The organism is Bacillus sp. FJAT-53060, assembly GCF_037104745.1.
In the GTDB taxonomy this organism is placed as follows: domain Bacteria; phylum Bacillota; class Bacilli; order Bacillales; family Bacillaceae; genus Bacillus; species Bacillus stratosphericus_B.
Genome location: NZ_JBAWSW010000017.1, coordinates 1 through 15,075 on the forward strand (window position 1 = coordinate 1; position 15,075 = coordinate 15,075).

Here is a 15,075-nt window from a genome sequence, read left to right on the forward strand (position 1 = left end):
ATATCGGACTGGATAATTTGTATATGACTTTGAAAAAGCTTTTTCGCCATGATATTGATACTTTCTGACCCAATATTGAAGTATACTTTTGTTCACGCCAATCTGTTTTGCAATTCTAAGCAAGCTCTCACGGTCAATGAGGTATCGTTTTACCGCTTTGATTTTATCTTCAATTGTAAATTTAGCCAAAGAAAAGCACCTCCAAATGTTAGACTGTGTCTAATATTTGGGGTGCACTTCAACTCCACAATTGGATTCAGTTCTTTTTTATTTAAACTGGGAGTATATAGAAAGTTATTTTATGAAAAATGGGCTCATTCATATAAAAAATGGGTAAATCATGGTACGATAATAAAGGATAATGTAGGGAAAGAGGTCTGATTATGATCGCAATCATCTCAGCAGGTTTAGCTCCCGGCATCGCACTTTTAAGTTATTTTTATTTGAAAGATCAGTACGACAATGAGCCGGTTCACATGGTCATCAGATCTTTTATGCTAGGTGTCATACTTGTGTTTCCAACCATGTTTATTCAATATGTCCTTCAGGAGGAACATATTACAACTAATCCGATCTTGATTTCTTTTGTGACTTCGGGTTTTTTAGAGGAATCATTAAAATGGTTTATATTAATGGTCAGCGTCTATGCGCATGTACAGTTTGATGAGCACTATGACGGGATTGTTTATGGAACAAGTGTTTCACTTGGTTTTGCGACGCTTGAAAATATTCTCTACTTAGTCGGTCATGGAGTAGAATATGCTTTTACACGTGCCTTATTACCAGTATCAAGTCACGCTTTGTTCGGTGTGGTGATGGGATTTTATATAGGAAAGGCTCGTTTCTCTGCTAAAAAAGAGCAAGTCAAATGGCTTATCCTTTCTTTAACGCTGCCTGTGCTTTTTCACGGCTTATATGATTTCATTCTTCTTGGGATGAAAAACTGGGGATATATTATGCTGCCTTTCATGATTTTTTTATGGTGGTTTGGCCTGCGGAAAGCCAAAAAAGCTCACGCGGTGAAAATGGTGGAAATTTAAATTGGAAAACGCCCAATAAGAAAATAGGGCGTTTTTTTGTCTTTTCATCAAATTCCCTCCTGTGATGAATGTATAAAAATAGGGATCGGAAGAAACATATATTCAAACATCAAAAATACAGGAGGATCAAATATGGACAAAGCTCGTTTCATGAAACAAACCGTCCTTATCTTCTCAATCGTTCTACTCGTGTTTTCACTGATAACACCAGAAAAAAGTGAAGCCTTCACTAATCAAGTCATTCAGCGAGGAGCAACAGGAGAAGATGTAGTCGAGCTGCAAGCACGGCTTCAATACAATGGTTTTTACAATGGAAAAATTGATGGAGTCTATGGCTGGGGAACATACTGGGCCGTTCGTAACTTTCAAAGTCAGTTTGGTTTAAAGAAGGTCGATGGACTTGTAGGTAAAAAAACAAAAAGCAAATTAGTTCAAAAGACAAAATACTATAAAGAGTTTGTGCAGGAGCAATTGCAAAAAGGGAACCAGTTTACACACTATGGCGGGAAGCCGCTTGATCAGCAAACAAAGGCACCCGCGCAAAGAAGTTCAAAAAAGACGGCCCAAAGGTCAAAAGAGAAGCAACAAAGTCAGAGCAAAGGAAGAAGATCGTCTGTCAAGTCTGGAAACCAGTCAGGCAATAAAAAAGCAAATCAAACGCCGAAACAAACGGCTGCCAACATGCCAGGTGGTTTTTCTAATAATGACATTCAGCTCCTTTCACAAGTAGTATATAGTGAAGCAAGAGGTGAGCCTTATGAAGGACAAGTGGCCATCGCTGCCGTCATCTTAAACCGTTTGAAGAGCCCAACCTTTCCAAATACCATTGCCGGTGTCATTTTTGAGCCGCTTGCGTTTACAGCTGTGGCAGATGGACAATTTTATATGAGGCCAAATGAAACGGCAAAAAAAGCAGTATTTGATGCTATTAATGGCTGGGATCCATCTGAAAGCGCCGTTTATTACTTTAACCCTAATACAGCAACAAGCCCATGGGTTTGGGGAAGATCACAAATTAAACGGATCGGGAAACATATTTTCTGTGAATAAAAAGAGGTGTAAATAAATGATCAGAGGAATATTGATTGCTATTTTAGGAATTGCTGTCATCTCAACAGGTTACTGGGGCTATAAAGAACATCAAGAAAAAGATGCGGTGCTACTTCATGCAGAGAACAACTACCAAAGAGCATTCCACGATTTAACGTACCAAGTCGATCAGTTGCACGATAAACTTGGATCGACACTTGCAATGAACAGCCAAACATCGATCTCTCCAGCACTTGCAGATGTATGGAGAATGTCATCAGAAGCACATAACAATGTCAGTCAGCTCCCGCTCACATTGATGCCTTTTAACAAAACGGAAGAATTTTTGGCGAATGTCGGAGACTTTAGCTATCAATCGTCAGTTAAGACTTTGTCAGACGAACCATTAAACAAAGATACCCATAAAACCATTACCGCATTATATGATCAAGCGGCAGATATCCAAAACGAGCTTAGACAAGTCCAGCACTTAGTATTGAGTAAAAATTTAAAATGGATGGATGTTGAAATGGCGTTAGCTGATGGCGATCGAAAGAACGACAACACCATCATTGACGGATTAAAAACCGTTGAAAGCAATGCAGATGCATTTGCGGATGTAGATCTCGGTCCTACGAATGTATCATCACAATCAGAAGCGCAAGGCTACAGTCATTTAAAAGGCAAAAAGATTTCAAAAAAGGAAGCAATCCGCATTGCGCAGCAATTTACACCTGATCATAATCAAGATTTTAAAGTGCGAAAAAGCGGAAGCAAAACAAATCGAGATGTGTATAGCTTATCAATGTCAGATCCAGATAGCCAAGCAAATTTTTATGTAGACTTGACTGAAAAAGGTGGACACCCCGTCTATCTTCTTCAGAATCGAGAAGTGAAAAAACAAAAAATCAGCTTAAATGATGCATCTGAAAAAGCACTAAGCTTCTTAAAGAAGCATGGATTTGATACGGAATCGTTCCATTTAGATGAAAGTGCACAATTTGATAATATCGGTGTATTTACCTATGTGCCTCTTCAAAAAAATGTACTACTCTATCCGGATAGTATACGCATGAAAGTCGCACTAGATGATGGAGAGGTTGTTGGGTTCTCAGCGAAAGACTACTTAATGAATCATAAAAAACGCGATATCAAAGCACCTAAAATCTCGCAAAAAGAAGCTGAGAAGACACTGAATAAGCACGTGAAGATCGAGGATACTCATTTAGTCATTGTTCAAAATGATATGTCAGAGGAGGTTCTCTGCTATGAATTCCTTGGAACAATTAAAAATGACACATACCGGATGTTCATTAATGCAAATACAGGAAAAGAAGAAAGAATAGATAAGCTAAAAAATGCAGAACCTATATACAAAGACCTGTAGAAAAGGAAACGAGGAAAAGACTAATAAGTCTTTTCCTTTTGTTTTATACATGGTTTAATATAGGAGAGGGTACGATTTTACAGATGAAAAGAGTGATGAGGAATGTTACAAATAGGGGATACAATTACAATTGAATATGTCAATGAGAACCAAGAAGTGAAAGCAGCAAAATCGAAAGTTTTGGAAAATAATAACTATAATATTTGCATTAATTATCCAGGAGATAAAGAAACAGGACGCACCATCTATTTAAATCAGCAAACAGAAATTACCGTCTTCTTTTTCGATGAAAATCAAATTCCATACAAATGTACAAGCGAAGTTATAGGAAAAAGAAAAAAAGACATTCCGATGATTGTCATTTCGATTCCGCCAAAAGAAGAAATGATTCGGCTTCAGCGCAGAGAATATCTGCGAGTGGATACGATGGTGAAAGCCACCATTACACAAACTGATGAAGAGCCCTTTGACACATTGATCGTGAATATGAGTGCTGGCGGCGTAGCGATTGCTGTTCCAGAACACGTCTTACTAAAAGATTACGGTGAAGTGATCACAGAGTTTGAACTACCGCTCAAAGAACCAGTAAAAATTAAAGCGGTTGCAGAGATGAATCGTGTATATCAAGATGAACAGACCGGCAAAAAAAGAGCAATCATGGAGTTTACTGAGATCACAAATGACCACCAGCAACACATCATGAAGTACTGCTTCCAGCAGCAGCTTTTAACACGTGTGAAAAAAGCATAAGAATAAAGGGTGTAAAAAGTTTCCATACTAGAGTTGAAAGAATCTAGCGTGGAGGCTTTTTGTATGAAGACAATTGAAAGATGGTTATTCAAGGCAGTACTGATTCAGCTTGTGCTACTATTAGCCGTTCAGATTACACTTCATTTGACGAAAGGGGAACTGTTTTTGTCAAAAGTCGTGCAATATGAGGGTGTGAACAACATGAGCATTGAAGATTGGATTGAGACGTTTAAGCAAAAGGATTGATAGAAAATTCCCCATTTTGAGCGGTGATCGTGTTACAATTCATAAGGTAGATTCAATCAAGGAGAGGTATTATGAAAAAGAAATTATCTATCGCAATTGACGGTCCTGCTGCAGCAGGAAAAAGCACTGTAGCAAAAATTGTTGCAGCGAAAAAATCATATATTTATATTGATACAGGTGCGATGTACCGCGCAATTACACTTGCGGCACTCAATCATGGTGTAAACCTTGAAGATGAACAGGCACTTGATGTATTACTGAAAAAGACAGTCATTGAACTTGTGTCAACTAACGAAGGTCAAAAAGTACATCTAGACCATACCGATGTTACTGAGGACATTCGAACAGACGATGTCAGTAACCAAGTATCGATTGTAGCAAAACATAGAACTGTTCGTGAGGAACTGGTTCGCCGCCAGCAAGAGCTTGGCAAACGAGGCGGAGTTGTGATGGACGGAAGAGACATTGGCACACACGTTCTTCCAGATGCCGAAGTGAAAATCTTCTTGCTTGCTTCAGTAGAGGAAAGAGCAAAACGCCGTTTTGAGGAGAATCAGAAAAAAGGCTATGATGTCAATTACGATCAGCTGATCGAAGAGATTGCAAGGCGTGACAAACTTGATTCTGAGCGTGAGATATCACCACTGAAGAAGGCTGATGATGCAATTGAAATTGACACCACTTCCCTTTCCATTCAAGAGGTGGCAGGTAAAATTTTAGATGCAGTGGACTGCGTTGAAAAACAGTAAGAAATTTTAGAAAACTTTTATAAGTTAGAGGTTTATCTCTTGACAAACAAGGCCTTTTATTAGAAGTTTATACTAATACTATTTTTATTGATCATTCAAGCAATTATGTTGATTTGAATGTTTCTATAATACATATTCGGCTGGCAATCATCATGCTTAAGACACATATTCGCTCAGCCGTTTTACTTAAGCTGTGTAGGTTTGGACCAAGGAGGTTATCGAAATGACAGAGGAAATGAATCAAATCGATGTTCAGGTACCAGAAGTTGGAGATGTAGTGAAAGGGATTGTTTCTAAAGTTGAGGACAAGCATGTCAATGTAGATATCGTCAATGTGAAGCAACCTGGGATCATCCCAATCAGTGAATTATCAAGTCTTCACGTTGAAAAAGCATCAGATGTCGTGAAAGATGGCGACGAGTTAGAGCTTAAAGTAACAAAGGTCGAAGACGATGCTTTGATTTTATCGAAACGTGCTGTTGATGCAGACCGCGCTTGGGAAGACCTAGAGAAAAAATTTAAAACAAAAGAAGTTTTTGAAGCTGAAGTAAAAGACGTTGTCAAAGGTGGTCTTGTTGTAGACATTGGTGTACGGGGATTTATTCCTGCATCTCTTGTTGAAGCACACTATGTAGAAGACTTTACAGACTACAAAGGAAATACGCTCTCACTTATTGTGGTAGAGCTTGACTGCGAAAAAAATCGTGTGATCCTTTCACACCGTGCAGTAGTTGAGCAAGAGCAATTAGACAAAAAGCGGGACTTCCTCCAAAAGCTTGAAGTAGGTAGTTTGATTGATGGAAAGGTGCAGCGCTTGACGAACTTCGGTGCATTTGTTGACATTGGCGGCATTGATGGATTAGTTCACATTTCTCAACTATCCCATGCGCATGTTGAAAAGCCATCTGACGTTGTAGAAGAAGGACAGGAAGTCAAGGTGAAAGTACTTGCTGTTGATCGAGATAACGAACGTATCTCACTATCTATCAAAGAAACGTTACCAGGACCTTGGAGTCAAATTAGCGAAAAGGTAAAACAAGATGATGTACTTGAAGGAACCGTTCAGCGTCTTGTGAGCTTTGGTGCATTTGTTGAAATTCTTCCAGGTGTAGAAGGACTTGTGCATATTTCCCAAATCTCACATAAACATATCGGTACTCCTCAAGAAGTCCTTGAAGAAGGGCAAACTGTGAAAGTGAAAGTGCTTGATGTGAATGAAGATGAAGAGCGCATTTCATTAAGCATTCGTGATTTAGAAGAAAATCCGGAAAAGCAAATAGAAGAGGATTATCGTCAGTATCAGGCGAAAGAAGAAAACACTAGCGGATTCCAGCTTGGTGACCTGATCGGAGATAAACTCAATAAACTAAAATAATTTGGTGATCAAAATTGATGCGATCAGAAAGAAAGAAACAGCATATTGAGCATGCTTTGTCGACTGGCCAGCATGCAGCAACAGGTTTAGAGGATGTTTCCTTCGTTCACGTCGGTCTACCAGATCTTGCGACAGCACAAATTGATACACTTACGACAATTGGCGGACTGACTTTCGGTTCGCCAATTTTTATCAATGCAATGACTGGTGGGGGTGGAGAGTCGACTTATGAGATCAATCGTTCTTTATCCATCGCAGCGAAGGAAACCAATATTCCAGTGGCAGTTGGGTCCCAAATGGCTGCGCTGAAAGACCGTGAAGAAAGACGTACGTATGAAATTGTTCGGAAAGTCAATCCTGGTGGACTTGTTTTCGCGAATTTAGGCAGTGAAGCGACGCTTCAACAGGCACGGGAAGCTGTCAACATGCTTGAGGCAAATATGCTTCAAATTCACTTAAATGCCATTCAAGAAATGGTGATGCCTGAAGGGGATCGTGATTTTCGAGGCGCCATTGAACGCATTGAAGCCATCGCTGAGTCGATTGATGTGCCTGTTGTCGTAAAGGAAGTCGGATTTGGCATGAGCAAGGAAACGGCAAAAAAGTTATTTCATGCGGGAGTAACTGCCGTTGATGTGGGAGGGTTTGGCGGAACGAACTTTTCTAAAATCGAAAACCTTCGTCGCCAGAAAGCACTTCGTTATTTTGACCATTGGGGGATTCCAACTGCAGCGAGTCTTGCTGAAGTACACACGGCCTTTCAAGATCAAACGGTTTTAGCCTCTGGAGGGATTCAAGATGCTCTTGATGTGACAAAATCAATCGCTCTTGGTGCGTCCGCTGCTGGATTAGCTGGCTTTTTCCTGAAATCACTTACCAGAGGAGGAGAAAGCGGCCTTATCACTGATATTCTTGATCTTCAAGAAGATGTAAAGATGATGATGACAGTGCTAGGTGCAAGGACCATACAGGAGCTGAGACAAACACCGATTGTGATCTCAGGTGAAACGAGTCATTGGTTGAAAGAGAGAGGCGTGGATACAATGTATTATAGCTTAAGGTCAAGGTAGAAAGGCATGTGATCATCACATGCCTTTTTTTATTGATTTCTTTTTCGAGCGTCATCTGAATCTTCTAATGCTGTTGCCCCTTTATGACGAATTGATTGATCTCGATCAGATTCAACTCTTCTTGATGCCTTTAGGCGTGTTTCCTGTCTATCCTTACCCATCCATACATCCCTCCTCAATGATTAGGGTGTCACCTCTTGTTTATTTCATACAAAGCCCGTAACGCTTCACACGTTTAAAAACTGGAGATTTTCCCATAATGTAATTGAGGTGATGAGGTTGGAGGCAATGTACTATTATTGGTCAATATGGTTCGTTTGGATTATGGTGACATTTATTATGGAAAAAAGGACATGGCGCAATGTGCTGGCAGTGTGTGTACTTGTTCATATTATTTTCAGTCATTTCATGATATCCATTTTTGATTTCAGTATCAATGCAGGGTTTTTGATGACTTTTTTATATGCTTGTGTTGCTTTTGTTATATTCCAGCCTGGCTATGGAATCGTCAAAATCATGCAATTATGTTCGATGATAAGCGCGTATAGCTTTTTTATGATTTTTGAATTATATGACCCTGTTTGGTTCACGATAATAAAGGTGGACTGGGTTGTATTTGCCTTGCTGATCTTGATGTGTTTGACATATGGACATCAGTTGACGGAACGAATCACTTTATGGATGATGTCTGCGTGTCTCGGAGAAACTCTTTATTCTCTCACGATTCATCGCCTCACATCATCGATTATTATTGGAGATCTCTCGTTTCTTTCTCTTGTTGTTCAAGGAGCCATTTTCCTATTAGGTGTAGGCCAGCTTGAAAAGCTCTTAAGTACCCGTTCATCCAGAAAACCAGTAAAAGGGGCTGCAAAATCAACATGACGGATTACACGTTTCCTGTGATTATTGGTGTCATCTTTGGGATGGCGGCCAGAATTTATATCCTAAGAACAGATTATCGGCAATATCCCACGTATATACATGGACAAGTGATTCACATTTCGCTTGGTTTTATCGCATCAGGGCTTGGTGCGATCATTATGCCTGCATTGATTGAGGAGGAATTCACCGCGATTACTTTTCTGACATTGGCAGCCACGCAATTTCGTGATGTGCGAAATATGGAAAGAAATACTTTAACCCAAATGGATTCGTATGAACTTGTCTCAAGAGGTAGTACATATATTGAAGGCATTGCGATCGCCTTTGAAAGTCGAAATTATATTGCCATTCTCACTTCACTCATTACAACGACAGCCTGTATTTTCTTCTCTCTCGTTATTGGGACAGTGGTCGGTGTTCTTTGTTTTTTCATGGCAAAGCTATTAATGTCTGGCAGCCAACTAAAGGATATCGTCAATATTCAAAAAGGCGAACTTCGTTTTGACGGGGCGGGGCTTTATGTGAATGATATTTACATTATGAATATCGGGCTTCCTGAAAAGCAGAAACTTATTTTAGACTATGGAATGGGCTTTATCTTAACCCCAAAGAATTTTAACTCAGCCACAACGATTGCAAACCTTGGGCAGCGACAAGCAATTTTATTTGATTTATCGAATGTACTTGGCGTGTATCGTGACTCTGGTGAACCATCGCTTTGTCCGCTAGCAAAACGCGATCTGAATAATGGCACCCTTGGCGTGTTCATTTTACCGCAATGGAAACGTGAAGATCTGGCTGTTCGTGTATTAGAAGAGGTGCCGATCTTAGAAAATGCTATTAGAATGCCGACGGATTTCATTAAAAAGAAAGCGAGGTAAAGAGAAATGGCGAATACAATAGAGCAATTTATATTGGCTGTGGCTACAACAAATAAAGAGCGAGTCATAGGAGGAACAGCGGTTTTTTTCTGTGAAAATAAAGAAGAGCTCGATATGTATGCGATGAATTTAGAGGCGATTTTGGACGGCATTGCACACGGAATTGGAGAAGATCTTTACTTAATTGTCAAACATTTTTAAGTTATTCATTGTGGTCTGATTAAAAATTGATATAATATATAAGTTGAACCCTTCATGTTTGAAGGGTTTATTTCATAACAAACTGAATGAAAATTTTAAATCCCGGTTGAAACATGATGATGAACATATTGAATCGCGCTGGATTGAAAGGAAGGGTACTATGGGTAAACCTGTCGTAGCCATTGTTGGAAGGCCCAACGTTGGAAAATCTACAATTTTTAACCGAATCGCAGGCGAAAGAATATCGATTGTAGAAGACACACCTGGTGTAACAAGAGATCGAATTTATAACTCTGCTGAATGGTTAAATTATGACTTTAATTTAATAGATACTGGTGGAATAGATATTGGAGATGAGCCGTTTTTGGCGCAAATTCGCCATCAAGCTGAGATCGCAATGGATGAAGCGGATGTCATTATCTTTATGGTCAATGGCCGAGACGGCGTGACATCTGCGGATGAAGAAGTCGCAAAAGTTTTATATCGCACAAAAAAACCAGTTGTGCTTGCTGTCAATAAACTGGACAACCCTGAAATGAGAAGCGACGTTTATGATTTTTATTCACTTGGCTTTGGCGAACCGTATCCGATTTCTGGAACGCACGGGCTAGGCCTCGGTGATTTGCTTGATGCAGTGGCAGAGCATTTTAAAAACTTTCCAGATACCCAGTATGATGAAGAAGTGGTACAGTTTTGCTTAATTGGGCGGCCAAATGTAGGTAAATCCTCTTTGGTCAATGCCATGCTTGGGGAAGACCGTGTGATTGTAAGTAACATCGCTGGTACAACAAGAGATGCTGTTGATACGATGTTTACGTACAATCAGCGTGACTTTGTCATTGTGGATACAGCAGGGATGAGAAAAAAAGGGAAAGTGTATGAAACCACAGAGAAATACAGTGTACTTCGTGCACTAAAAGCGATTGACCGCTCTGATGTAGTCGCTGTTGTTCTTGACGGTGAAGAGGGGATTATTGAGCAGGATAAACGAATTGCCGGCTACGCACATGAAGCTGGTAAAGCCGTTGTGATCATTGTGAACAAATGGGATGCTGTTGAAAAAGATGAGCGTACAATGAAGGAATTTGAGCAAAACATTCGCGAGCATTTTCAATTCCTTGACTATGCACCAGTCTTATTCATGTCTGCTCTAACGAAAAAGAGAATTCATACCTTAATGCCGTCCATCATTACAGCTAGCGAGAATCATGCGATGCGTGTTCAGACCAATATTCTGAACGATATTATCATGGACGCCATTGCAATGAATCCAACACCGACCCATAACGGCCAGCGTCTGAAAATTTACTACGCAACACAAGTGGCGATTAAGCCGCCATCCTTTGTTGTGTTTGTGAACGATCCAGAGCTTATGCACTTTTCTTATGAGCGTTTTCTAGAAAACCGAATTAGGGATGCGTTTGGTTTTGAAGGAACACCAATTAAAATATTTGCGAGAGCAAGAAAATAAAAAGGGTGAGCAGGATGAAGAAAATTTCAGTACTTGGAGCCGGAAGCTGGGGAACAGCTCTTGCGCTTGTATTAGCTGATAATCATCATGATGTACACATGTGGGGACATAGACAAGAATTGATTGATCAAATCAATGAAAAACATGAAAATCATGATTACTTGCCAAATGTCACGCTACCAGCGTCTATTAAGGTCACAACAGATATGAAACAGGCTTTAGAGAACGCAGAGGCTATTATCGTCGCTGTTCCAACAAAGGCTATACGTGAAGTATTGAAGCAGGCAAATGAGTTTATCTCGTCAAAAGTGCCATTTGTTCACGTTAGTAAGGGGATTGAACCAGATACGCTGCTAAGAATTTCTCAAATGATTGAACAAGAAGTTCCAGCTGAGCAAAGAGAAGCTGTGGTCGTCCTATCAGGACCGAGCCATGCCGAAGAAGTAGGATTGCGTCACCCGACAACCGTAACCGTTTCATCAGAAAATATTGAAGCCGCTCAATTTGTTCAAGACTTGTTCATGAACAACAACTTTAGAGTGTACACAAACCCTGATGTCATTGGTGTGGAGATTGGAGGAGCACTTAAAAACATCATTGCTCTTGCAGCAGGGATTACAGACGGACTTGGATATGGTGACAATGCGAAAGCGGCACTCATCACAAGAGGACTGGCTGAAATCGCACGCCTTGGTACAAAAATGGGAGGAAACCCTCTTACATTTGCCGGTTTAACGGGCGTAGGTGATTTGATCGTCACATGTACAAGTGTCCATTCACGTAACTGGCGCTGCGGGAATTTACTCGGTAAAGGATATAAGCTAGAAGAAGTCCTTGAGAAAATGGGGATGGTGGTAGAAGGCGTCCGCACAACCAAAGGCGCTTACCAGCTCTCCAAAGAATATAAGGTCAGCATGCCAATTACAGAAGCGCTTTACCATGTCCTGTTTGAAGGGAAAAAGGTAGACGATGCTGTAGAATCATTAATGGCACGTGTGAAAACACATGAAATGGAAGATCTTGTGAACATGTTCGAAAACCAAACAAAGTAATTGGAAGACTGAACTTAGGCGTGTAGAGGATGCAAGAAGGGGAAGACTTGCATAACATAACAATGAAGTTTGGATAGAGCTTTGCCTCTACAGAATGAGGAAAAATAGTCGACCTAATGACTGAAGCGGAGTCCCCCTCTTTGCTTCAGTTTTTTTATTCACTTTTCCCGAATGATTGGAAAAATGATTGATATTTTACTTATTATTGGTTTAGAATGAAACATAAACGCTTACAATTCGTTCGTTATGAGAGGGGATAGGCAGGATGAGTTTTGCTTTAATCAAGATGTGGTTTGCGCTTGGTTCTATGGGGCTCATGTTTTTAGCCGTAGTAACCATTTATTTGAGTAGGTTTAAGCTGAAAAGCCGATTTCTTAAAATAACAGCCTCGACCGTTGCGTATAGCTTGATGCTCATATCAGGTATCATTGTGTTTTTAGTTGTATTTAGCGGGCCGGTTAATGAATAAAGAAAAAGGAAGAATGTGATGATCAAAGGAAAAGTCAGTGTCATATTGTTAACACTTATTTTACTTACAGGATGTCTTTATCCAGAGAAACGTAAAGCTGAAAACAGGGTGCCCTACGAGGAGCAGTTGCAAAGTGTGCAGGCAGCGATTGAAAATTTTCAAAAAGAAACAAACGGTCTTTTGCCAATTGAAACAAAAGAAGCAGACACGCCTGTTTATCAAAAGTATGTCATCGATTTTAAGCGCTTGTCTCCAAGGTATTTACACGATGTACCGTCTACATCTTTTGAAGGCGGGGGGGAATATATCTTTGTCCTCACTGACGTCGAAAAAAACCCAACGGTGAAACTGCTTGATGTCAAAATGACGCAAACCATCAGTGAATTACGTCTAAGGATCAAAATATATCAAGACGAACATACATATCCGCCATATGGGAAAGTTGTGTCCAAAGATTTATATACGTTAAATGAAAAAAAACTAGGATTAAAGGCGCCGCCTACTGTGATGAGCCCTGTCACGGGACATTCACTTCCATTACTGATTTCATCAAAAGGCGAAATCTATGTTGACTATCGCAGTGATTTTGCTCAAATTTTGAAAAATGCGAAACAAAAGCTGAAACCAGGCGAAAACATTGAAGATGTATATTGGCAGGAAACCCCATTTGTACCCGCATTTTCTGTCCCATATACAATCAATAAAAAAGATGAGCCTGCCTTTTTAGAAAAAAAGACGTCATAAACAAGAATGAACCTTTTTCCTCTGCATATAAATGAGGAGAAAGGTTTTTTTATGGCTAAACATACTCTCAAAACAAAAAAGGTGTCATATTCAAATGGGACAACGTCATACACATATATTGTCCTGACACCTTTCAAGCACAGTTTGATTGAAGTATAGAGTATCTTATTTGAAAACGAGGATAGCAAGTCCGGGAGGGGATCACTTGGAAAAAGTCGATATTTTCAAGGATATCGCTGAACGAACAGGAGGCGATATATATTTAGGAGTCGTTGGAGCTGTTCGTACAGGGAAATCTACGTTTATTAAAAAGTTTATGGAGCTCGTGGTGCTCCCGAATATCAATAATGAGGCGGATCGTGCAAGAGCACAGGATGAATTGCCGCAAAGCGCAGCAGGAAAAACCATTATGACCACAGAGCCAAAATTTGTGCCAAATCAAGCGGCATCTATTCACGTAAGTGACGGACTTGATGTTAACATCAGGCTTGTAGATTGTGTAGGGTATACAGTTCCTGGTGCCCGCGGGTATGAAGATGAAAATGGACCGAGAATGATCAACACGCCGTGGTATGAGGAACCAATCCCGTTTCATGAAGCAGCGGAAATTGGTACACGCAAGGTCATCCAAGAGCATTCAACCATCGGTGTTGTGATTACGACTGATGGATCAATTGGAGAAATTCCGAGACACGATTATATTGAATCAGAAGAACGTGTGATTGACGAACTCAAAGAAGTTGGAAAGCCATTTATTATGGTGATCAACTCCGTGAGACCATATCATCCTGAAACAGAAGCACTGCGGCAGGAACTCAGTCAAAAATATGATATTCCTGTACTCGCCATGAGCGTAGAAAGTATGAGAGAACAAGATGTACTCAGTGTTCTTCGTGAAGCATTATATGAATTCCCAGTGCTTGAGGTGAATGTGAACCTGCCTAGCTGGGTTATGGTGTTAAAAGAAGATCATTGGCTAAGAGAGAGCTACCAGGATTCAGTGAAAGAAACCGTAAAGGATATTAAAAGATTAAGAGATGTCGACCGCGTCGTTGGTCAATTCAGTGAATTTGACTTTATTGAAAGAGCGGGGTTAGCAGGTATTGAAATGGGTCAGGGTATTGCGGAAATTGACCTGTATGCGCCGGATGATCTATATGATCACATTTTAAAAGAAGTGGTTGGTGTGGAAATTAGGGGTAAAGACCATCTTCTTGAGCTCATGCAAGATTTTGCTCATGCGAAGACTGAATATGATCAAGTCTCAGATGCATTAAAAATGGTGAAACAAACTGGCTACGGGATTGCAGCTCCAGCTTTGTCAGATATGAGTTTAGATGAGCCAGAAATCATTAGGCAAGGATCAAGATTCGGTGTGAGATTAAAGGCAGTTGCTCCATCTATTCATATGATTAAGGTCGATGTAGAGAGCGAGTTTGCACCAATTATTGGAACAGAAAAACAAAGTGAAGAGCTCGTCCGCTACTTAATGCAAGACTTCGAAGATGACCCGCTTTCCATTTGGAATTCAGATATATTTGGTCGTTCCCTCAGCTCCCTTGTCAGGGAAGGAATTCAAGCAAAGCTATCTCTGATGCCGGAAAATGCAAGATATAAGCTGAAGGAAACGCTTGAAAGAATTATCAACGAAGGATCAGGCGGTTTGATCGCGATTATTCTATAACATGTGAGACCTCTCATTGATAGGGGTCTTTTTTTCGTGTTGAAT

Annotated in this window: 18 protein-coding genes; 16 read left to right on the forward strand and 2 right to left on the reverse strand. The window is 40.2% G+C overall.

Annotated features, from left to right (window positions below; translation table 11 throughout):
* The coding region (locus tag WAX46_RS08160) for a transposase (RefSeq protein WP_336493159.1) at positions 1-189 on the reverse strand (189 nt) is incomplete at its 3' end.
* A 194-nt stretch (positions 190-383) separates the two neighbouring features.
* Here WAX46_RS08160 and prsW point away from each other — a divergent pair.
* From prsW to fni, 8 genes are all read left to right on the forward strand, one after another.
* Entirely contained in the window at positions 384-1,040 is a 657-nt protein-coding gene (prsW, locus tag WAX46_RS08165) for a glutamic-type intramembrane protease PrsW (RefSeq protein ID WP_226567905.1), read from the forward strand.
* 132 nt (positions 1,041-1,172) lie between these two features.
* On the forward strand, positions 1,173-2,090 hold the full coding sequence (gene sleB / locus WAX46_RS08170; RefSeq protein WP_226567906.1) for a spore cortex-lytic enzyme: 918 nt from the start codon (positions 1,173-1,175) through the stop codon (positions 2,088-2,090).
* Positions 2,091-2,106: 16 nt separating this feature from the next.
* Entirely contained in the window at positions 2,107-3,456 is a 1,350-nt protein-coding gene (gene ypeB / locus WAX46_RS08175) for a germination protein YpeB (protein WP_226567907.1), read from the forward strand.
* Positions 3,457-3,558: 102 nt separating this feature from the next.
* On the forward strand, positions 3,559-4,206 hold the full coding sequence (locus tag WAX46_RS08180) for a flagellar brake protein (RefSeq protein ID WP_336493630.1): 648 nt from the start codon (positions 3,559-3,561) through the stop codon (positions 4,204-4,206).
* Between the two features lie 63 nt (positions 4,207-4,269).
* A complete protein-coding gene (locus tag WAX46_RS08185; RefSeq protein ID WP_099681003.1) occupies positions 4,270-4,452 on the forward strand; it encodes a DUF5359 family protein in 183 nt (60 codons plus the stop codon).
* A gap of 71 nt (positions 4,453-4,523) precedes the next feature.
* Positions 4,524-5,201, forward strand: coding sequence for a (d)CMP kinase (cmk, locus tag WAX46_RS08190; protein WP_226567909.1), 678 nt, complete (start codon positions 4,524-4,526; stop codon positions 5,199-5,201).
* Positions 5,202-5,424: 223 nt separating this feature from the next.
* A complete protein-coding gene (rpsA, locus tag WAX46_RS08195; protein WP_226567910.1) occupies positions 5,425-6,576 on the forward strand; it encodes a 30S ribosomal protein S1 in 1,152 nt (383 codons plus the stop codon).
* 14 nt (positions 6,577-6,590) lie between these two features.
* Entirely contained in the window at positions 6,591-7,646 is a 1,056-nt protein-coding gene (gene fni, locus WAX46_RS08200) for a type 2 isopentenyl-diphosphate Delta-isomerase (RefSeq protein WP_336493631.1), read from the forward strand.
* Positions 7,647-7,675: 29 nt separating this feature from the next.
* Here the strand turns inward: fni and WAX46_RS08205 are convergent, their stop codons facing one another.
* A complete protein-coding gene (locus tag WAX46_RS08205) occupies positions 7,676-7,807 on the reverse strand; it encodes a YpzI family protein (protein WP_226567912.1) in 132 nt (43 codons plus the stop codon).
* Between the two features lie 127 nt (positions 7,808-7,934).
* On the opposite strand from WAX46_RS08205, the gene WAX46_RS08210 reads away from it, so the two are divergent.
* The 8 genes from WAX46_RS08210 to spoIVA all read left to right on the forward strand — a co-directional run bounded on the left by WAX46_RS08210 (position 7,935) and on the right by spoIVA (position 15,030).
* Positions 7,935-8,528 carry a YphA family membrane protein gene (locus WAX46_RS08210; RefSeq protein WP_226567913.1) on the forward strand — a complete coding sequence of 198 codons (594 nt, stop codon included), beginning with the start codon at positions 7,935-7,937 and terminating at the stop codon, positions 8,526-8,528.
* Positions 8,525-9,409, forward strand: coding sequence for a YIEGIA family protein (locus WAX46_RS08215; protein ID WP_336493632.1), 885 nt, complete (start codon positions 8,525-8,527; stop codon positions 9,407-9,409). Before WAX46_RS08210 ends, WAX46_RS08215 begins: the two co-directional genes overlap by 4 nt.
* A 6-nt stretch (positions 9,410-9,415) precedes the next feature.
* Positions 9,416-9,610 carry a capping complex subunit for YIEGIA gene (locus tag WAX46_RS08220; RefSeq protein WP_008344527.1) on the forward strand — a complete coding sequence of 65 codons (195 nt, stop codon included), beginning with the start codon at positions 9,416-9,418 and terminating at the stop codon, positions 9,608-9,610.
* A 160-nt stretch (positions 9,611-9,770) separates the two neighbouring features.
* Positions 9,771-11,081 carry a ribosome biogenesis GTPase Der gene (der, locus tag WAX46_RS08225; RefSeq protein WP_336493634.1) on the forward strand — a complete coding sequence of 437 codons (1,311 nt, stop codon included), beginning with the start codon at positions 9,771-9,773 and terminating at the stop codon, positions 11,079-11,081.
* A gap of 14 nt (positions 11,082-11,095) precedes the next feature.
* Positions 11,096-12,133, forward strand: coding sequence for an NAD(P)H-dependent glycerol-3-phosphate dehydrogenase (locus WAX46_RS08230; RefSeq protein ID WP_226567916.1), 1,038 nt, complete (start codon positions 11,096-11,098; stop codon positions 12,131-12,133).
* Between the two features lie 265 nt (positions 12,134-12,398).
* A complete protein-coding gene (locus tag WAX46_RS08235) occupies positions 12,399-12,602 on the forward strand; it encodes a DUF2768 domain-containing protein (protein WP_008344530.1) in 204 nt (67 codons plus the stop codon).
* An 18-nt stretch (positions 12,603-12,620) separates the two neighbouring features.
* A complete protein-coding gene (locus WAX46_RS08240) occupies positions 12,621-13,346 on the forward strand; it encodes a hypothetical protein (RefSeq protein ID WP_336493635.1) in 726 nt (241 codons plus the stop codon).
* Between the two features lie 205 nt (positions 13,347-13,551).
* Positions 13,552-15,030, forward strand: coding sequence for a stage IV sporulation protein A (gene spoIVA / locus WAX46_RS08245; RefSeq protein WP_008344534.1), 1,479 nt, complete (start codon positions 13,552-13,554; stop codon positions 15,028-15,030).
* The last annotated feature ends 45 nt before the right edge of the window (positions 15,031-15,075 follow it).

Coding starts and splice junctions, on each gene's coding strand:
- prsW (WP_226567905.1), top strand. CDS start 384: ATGATCGCAATCATCTCAGCAGGTTTAGCTCCCGGCATCGCACTTTTA.
- sleB (WP_226567906.1), top strand. CDS start 1,173: ATGGACAAAGCTCGTTTCATGAAACAAACCGTCCTTATCTTCTCAATC.
- ypeB (WP_226567907.1), top strand. CDS start 2,107: ATGATCAGAGGAATATTGATTGCTATTTTAGGAATTGCTGTCATCTCA.
- WAX46_RS08180 (WP_336493630.1), top strand. CDS start 3,559: ATGTTACAAATAGGGGATACAATTACAATTGAATATGTCAATGAGAAC.
- WAX46_RS08185 (WP_099681003.1), top strand. CDS start 4,270: ATGAAGACAATTGAAAGATGGTTATTCAAGGCAGTACTGATTCAGCTT.
- cmk (WP_226567909.1), top strand. CDS start 4,524: ATGAAAAAGAAATTATCTATCGCAATTGACGGTCCTGCTGCAGCAGGA.
- rpsA (WP_226567910.1), top strand. CDS start 5,425: ATGACAGAGGAAATGAATCAAATCGATGTTCAGGTACCAGAAGTTGGA.
- WAX46_RS08205 (WP_226567912.1), bottom strand. CDS start 7,807: ATGGGTAAGGATAGACAGGAAACACGCCTAAAGGCATCAAGAAGAGTT.
- WAX46_RS08210 (WP_226567913.1), top strand. CDS start 7,935: ATGTACTATTATTGGTCAATATGGTTCGTTTGGATTATGGTGACATTT.
- WAX46_RS08215 (WP_336493632.1), top strand. CDS start 8,525: ATGACGGATTACACGTTTCCTGTGATTATTGGTGTCATCTTTGGGATG.
- WAX46_RS08220 (WP_008344527.1), top strand. CDS start 9,416: ATGGCGAATACAATAGAGCAATTTATATTGGCTGTGGCTACAACAAAT.
- der (WP_336493634.1), top strand. CDS start 9,771: ATGGGTAAACCTGTCGTAGCCATTGTTGGAAGGCCCAACGTTGGAAAA.
- WAX46_RS08230 (WP_226567916.1), top strand. CDS start 11,096: ATGAAGAAAATTTCAGTACTTGGAGCCGGAAGCTGGGGAACAGCTCTT.
- WAX46_RS08235 (WP_008344530.1), top strand. CDS start 12,399: ATGAGTTTTGCTTTAATCAAGATGTGGTTTGCGCTTGGTTCTATGGGG.
- WAX46_RS08240 (WP_336493635.1), top strand. CDS start 12,621: ATGATCAAAGGAAAAGTCAGTGTCATATTGTTAACACTTATTTTACTT.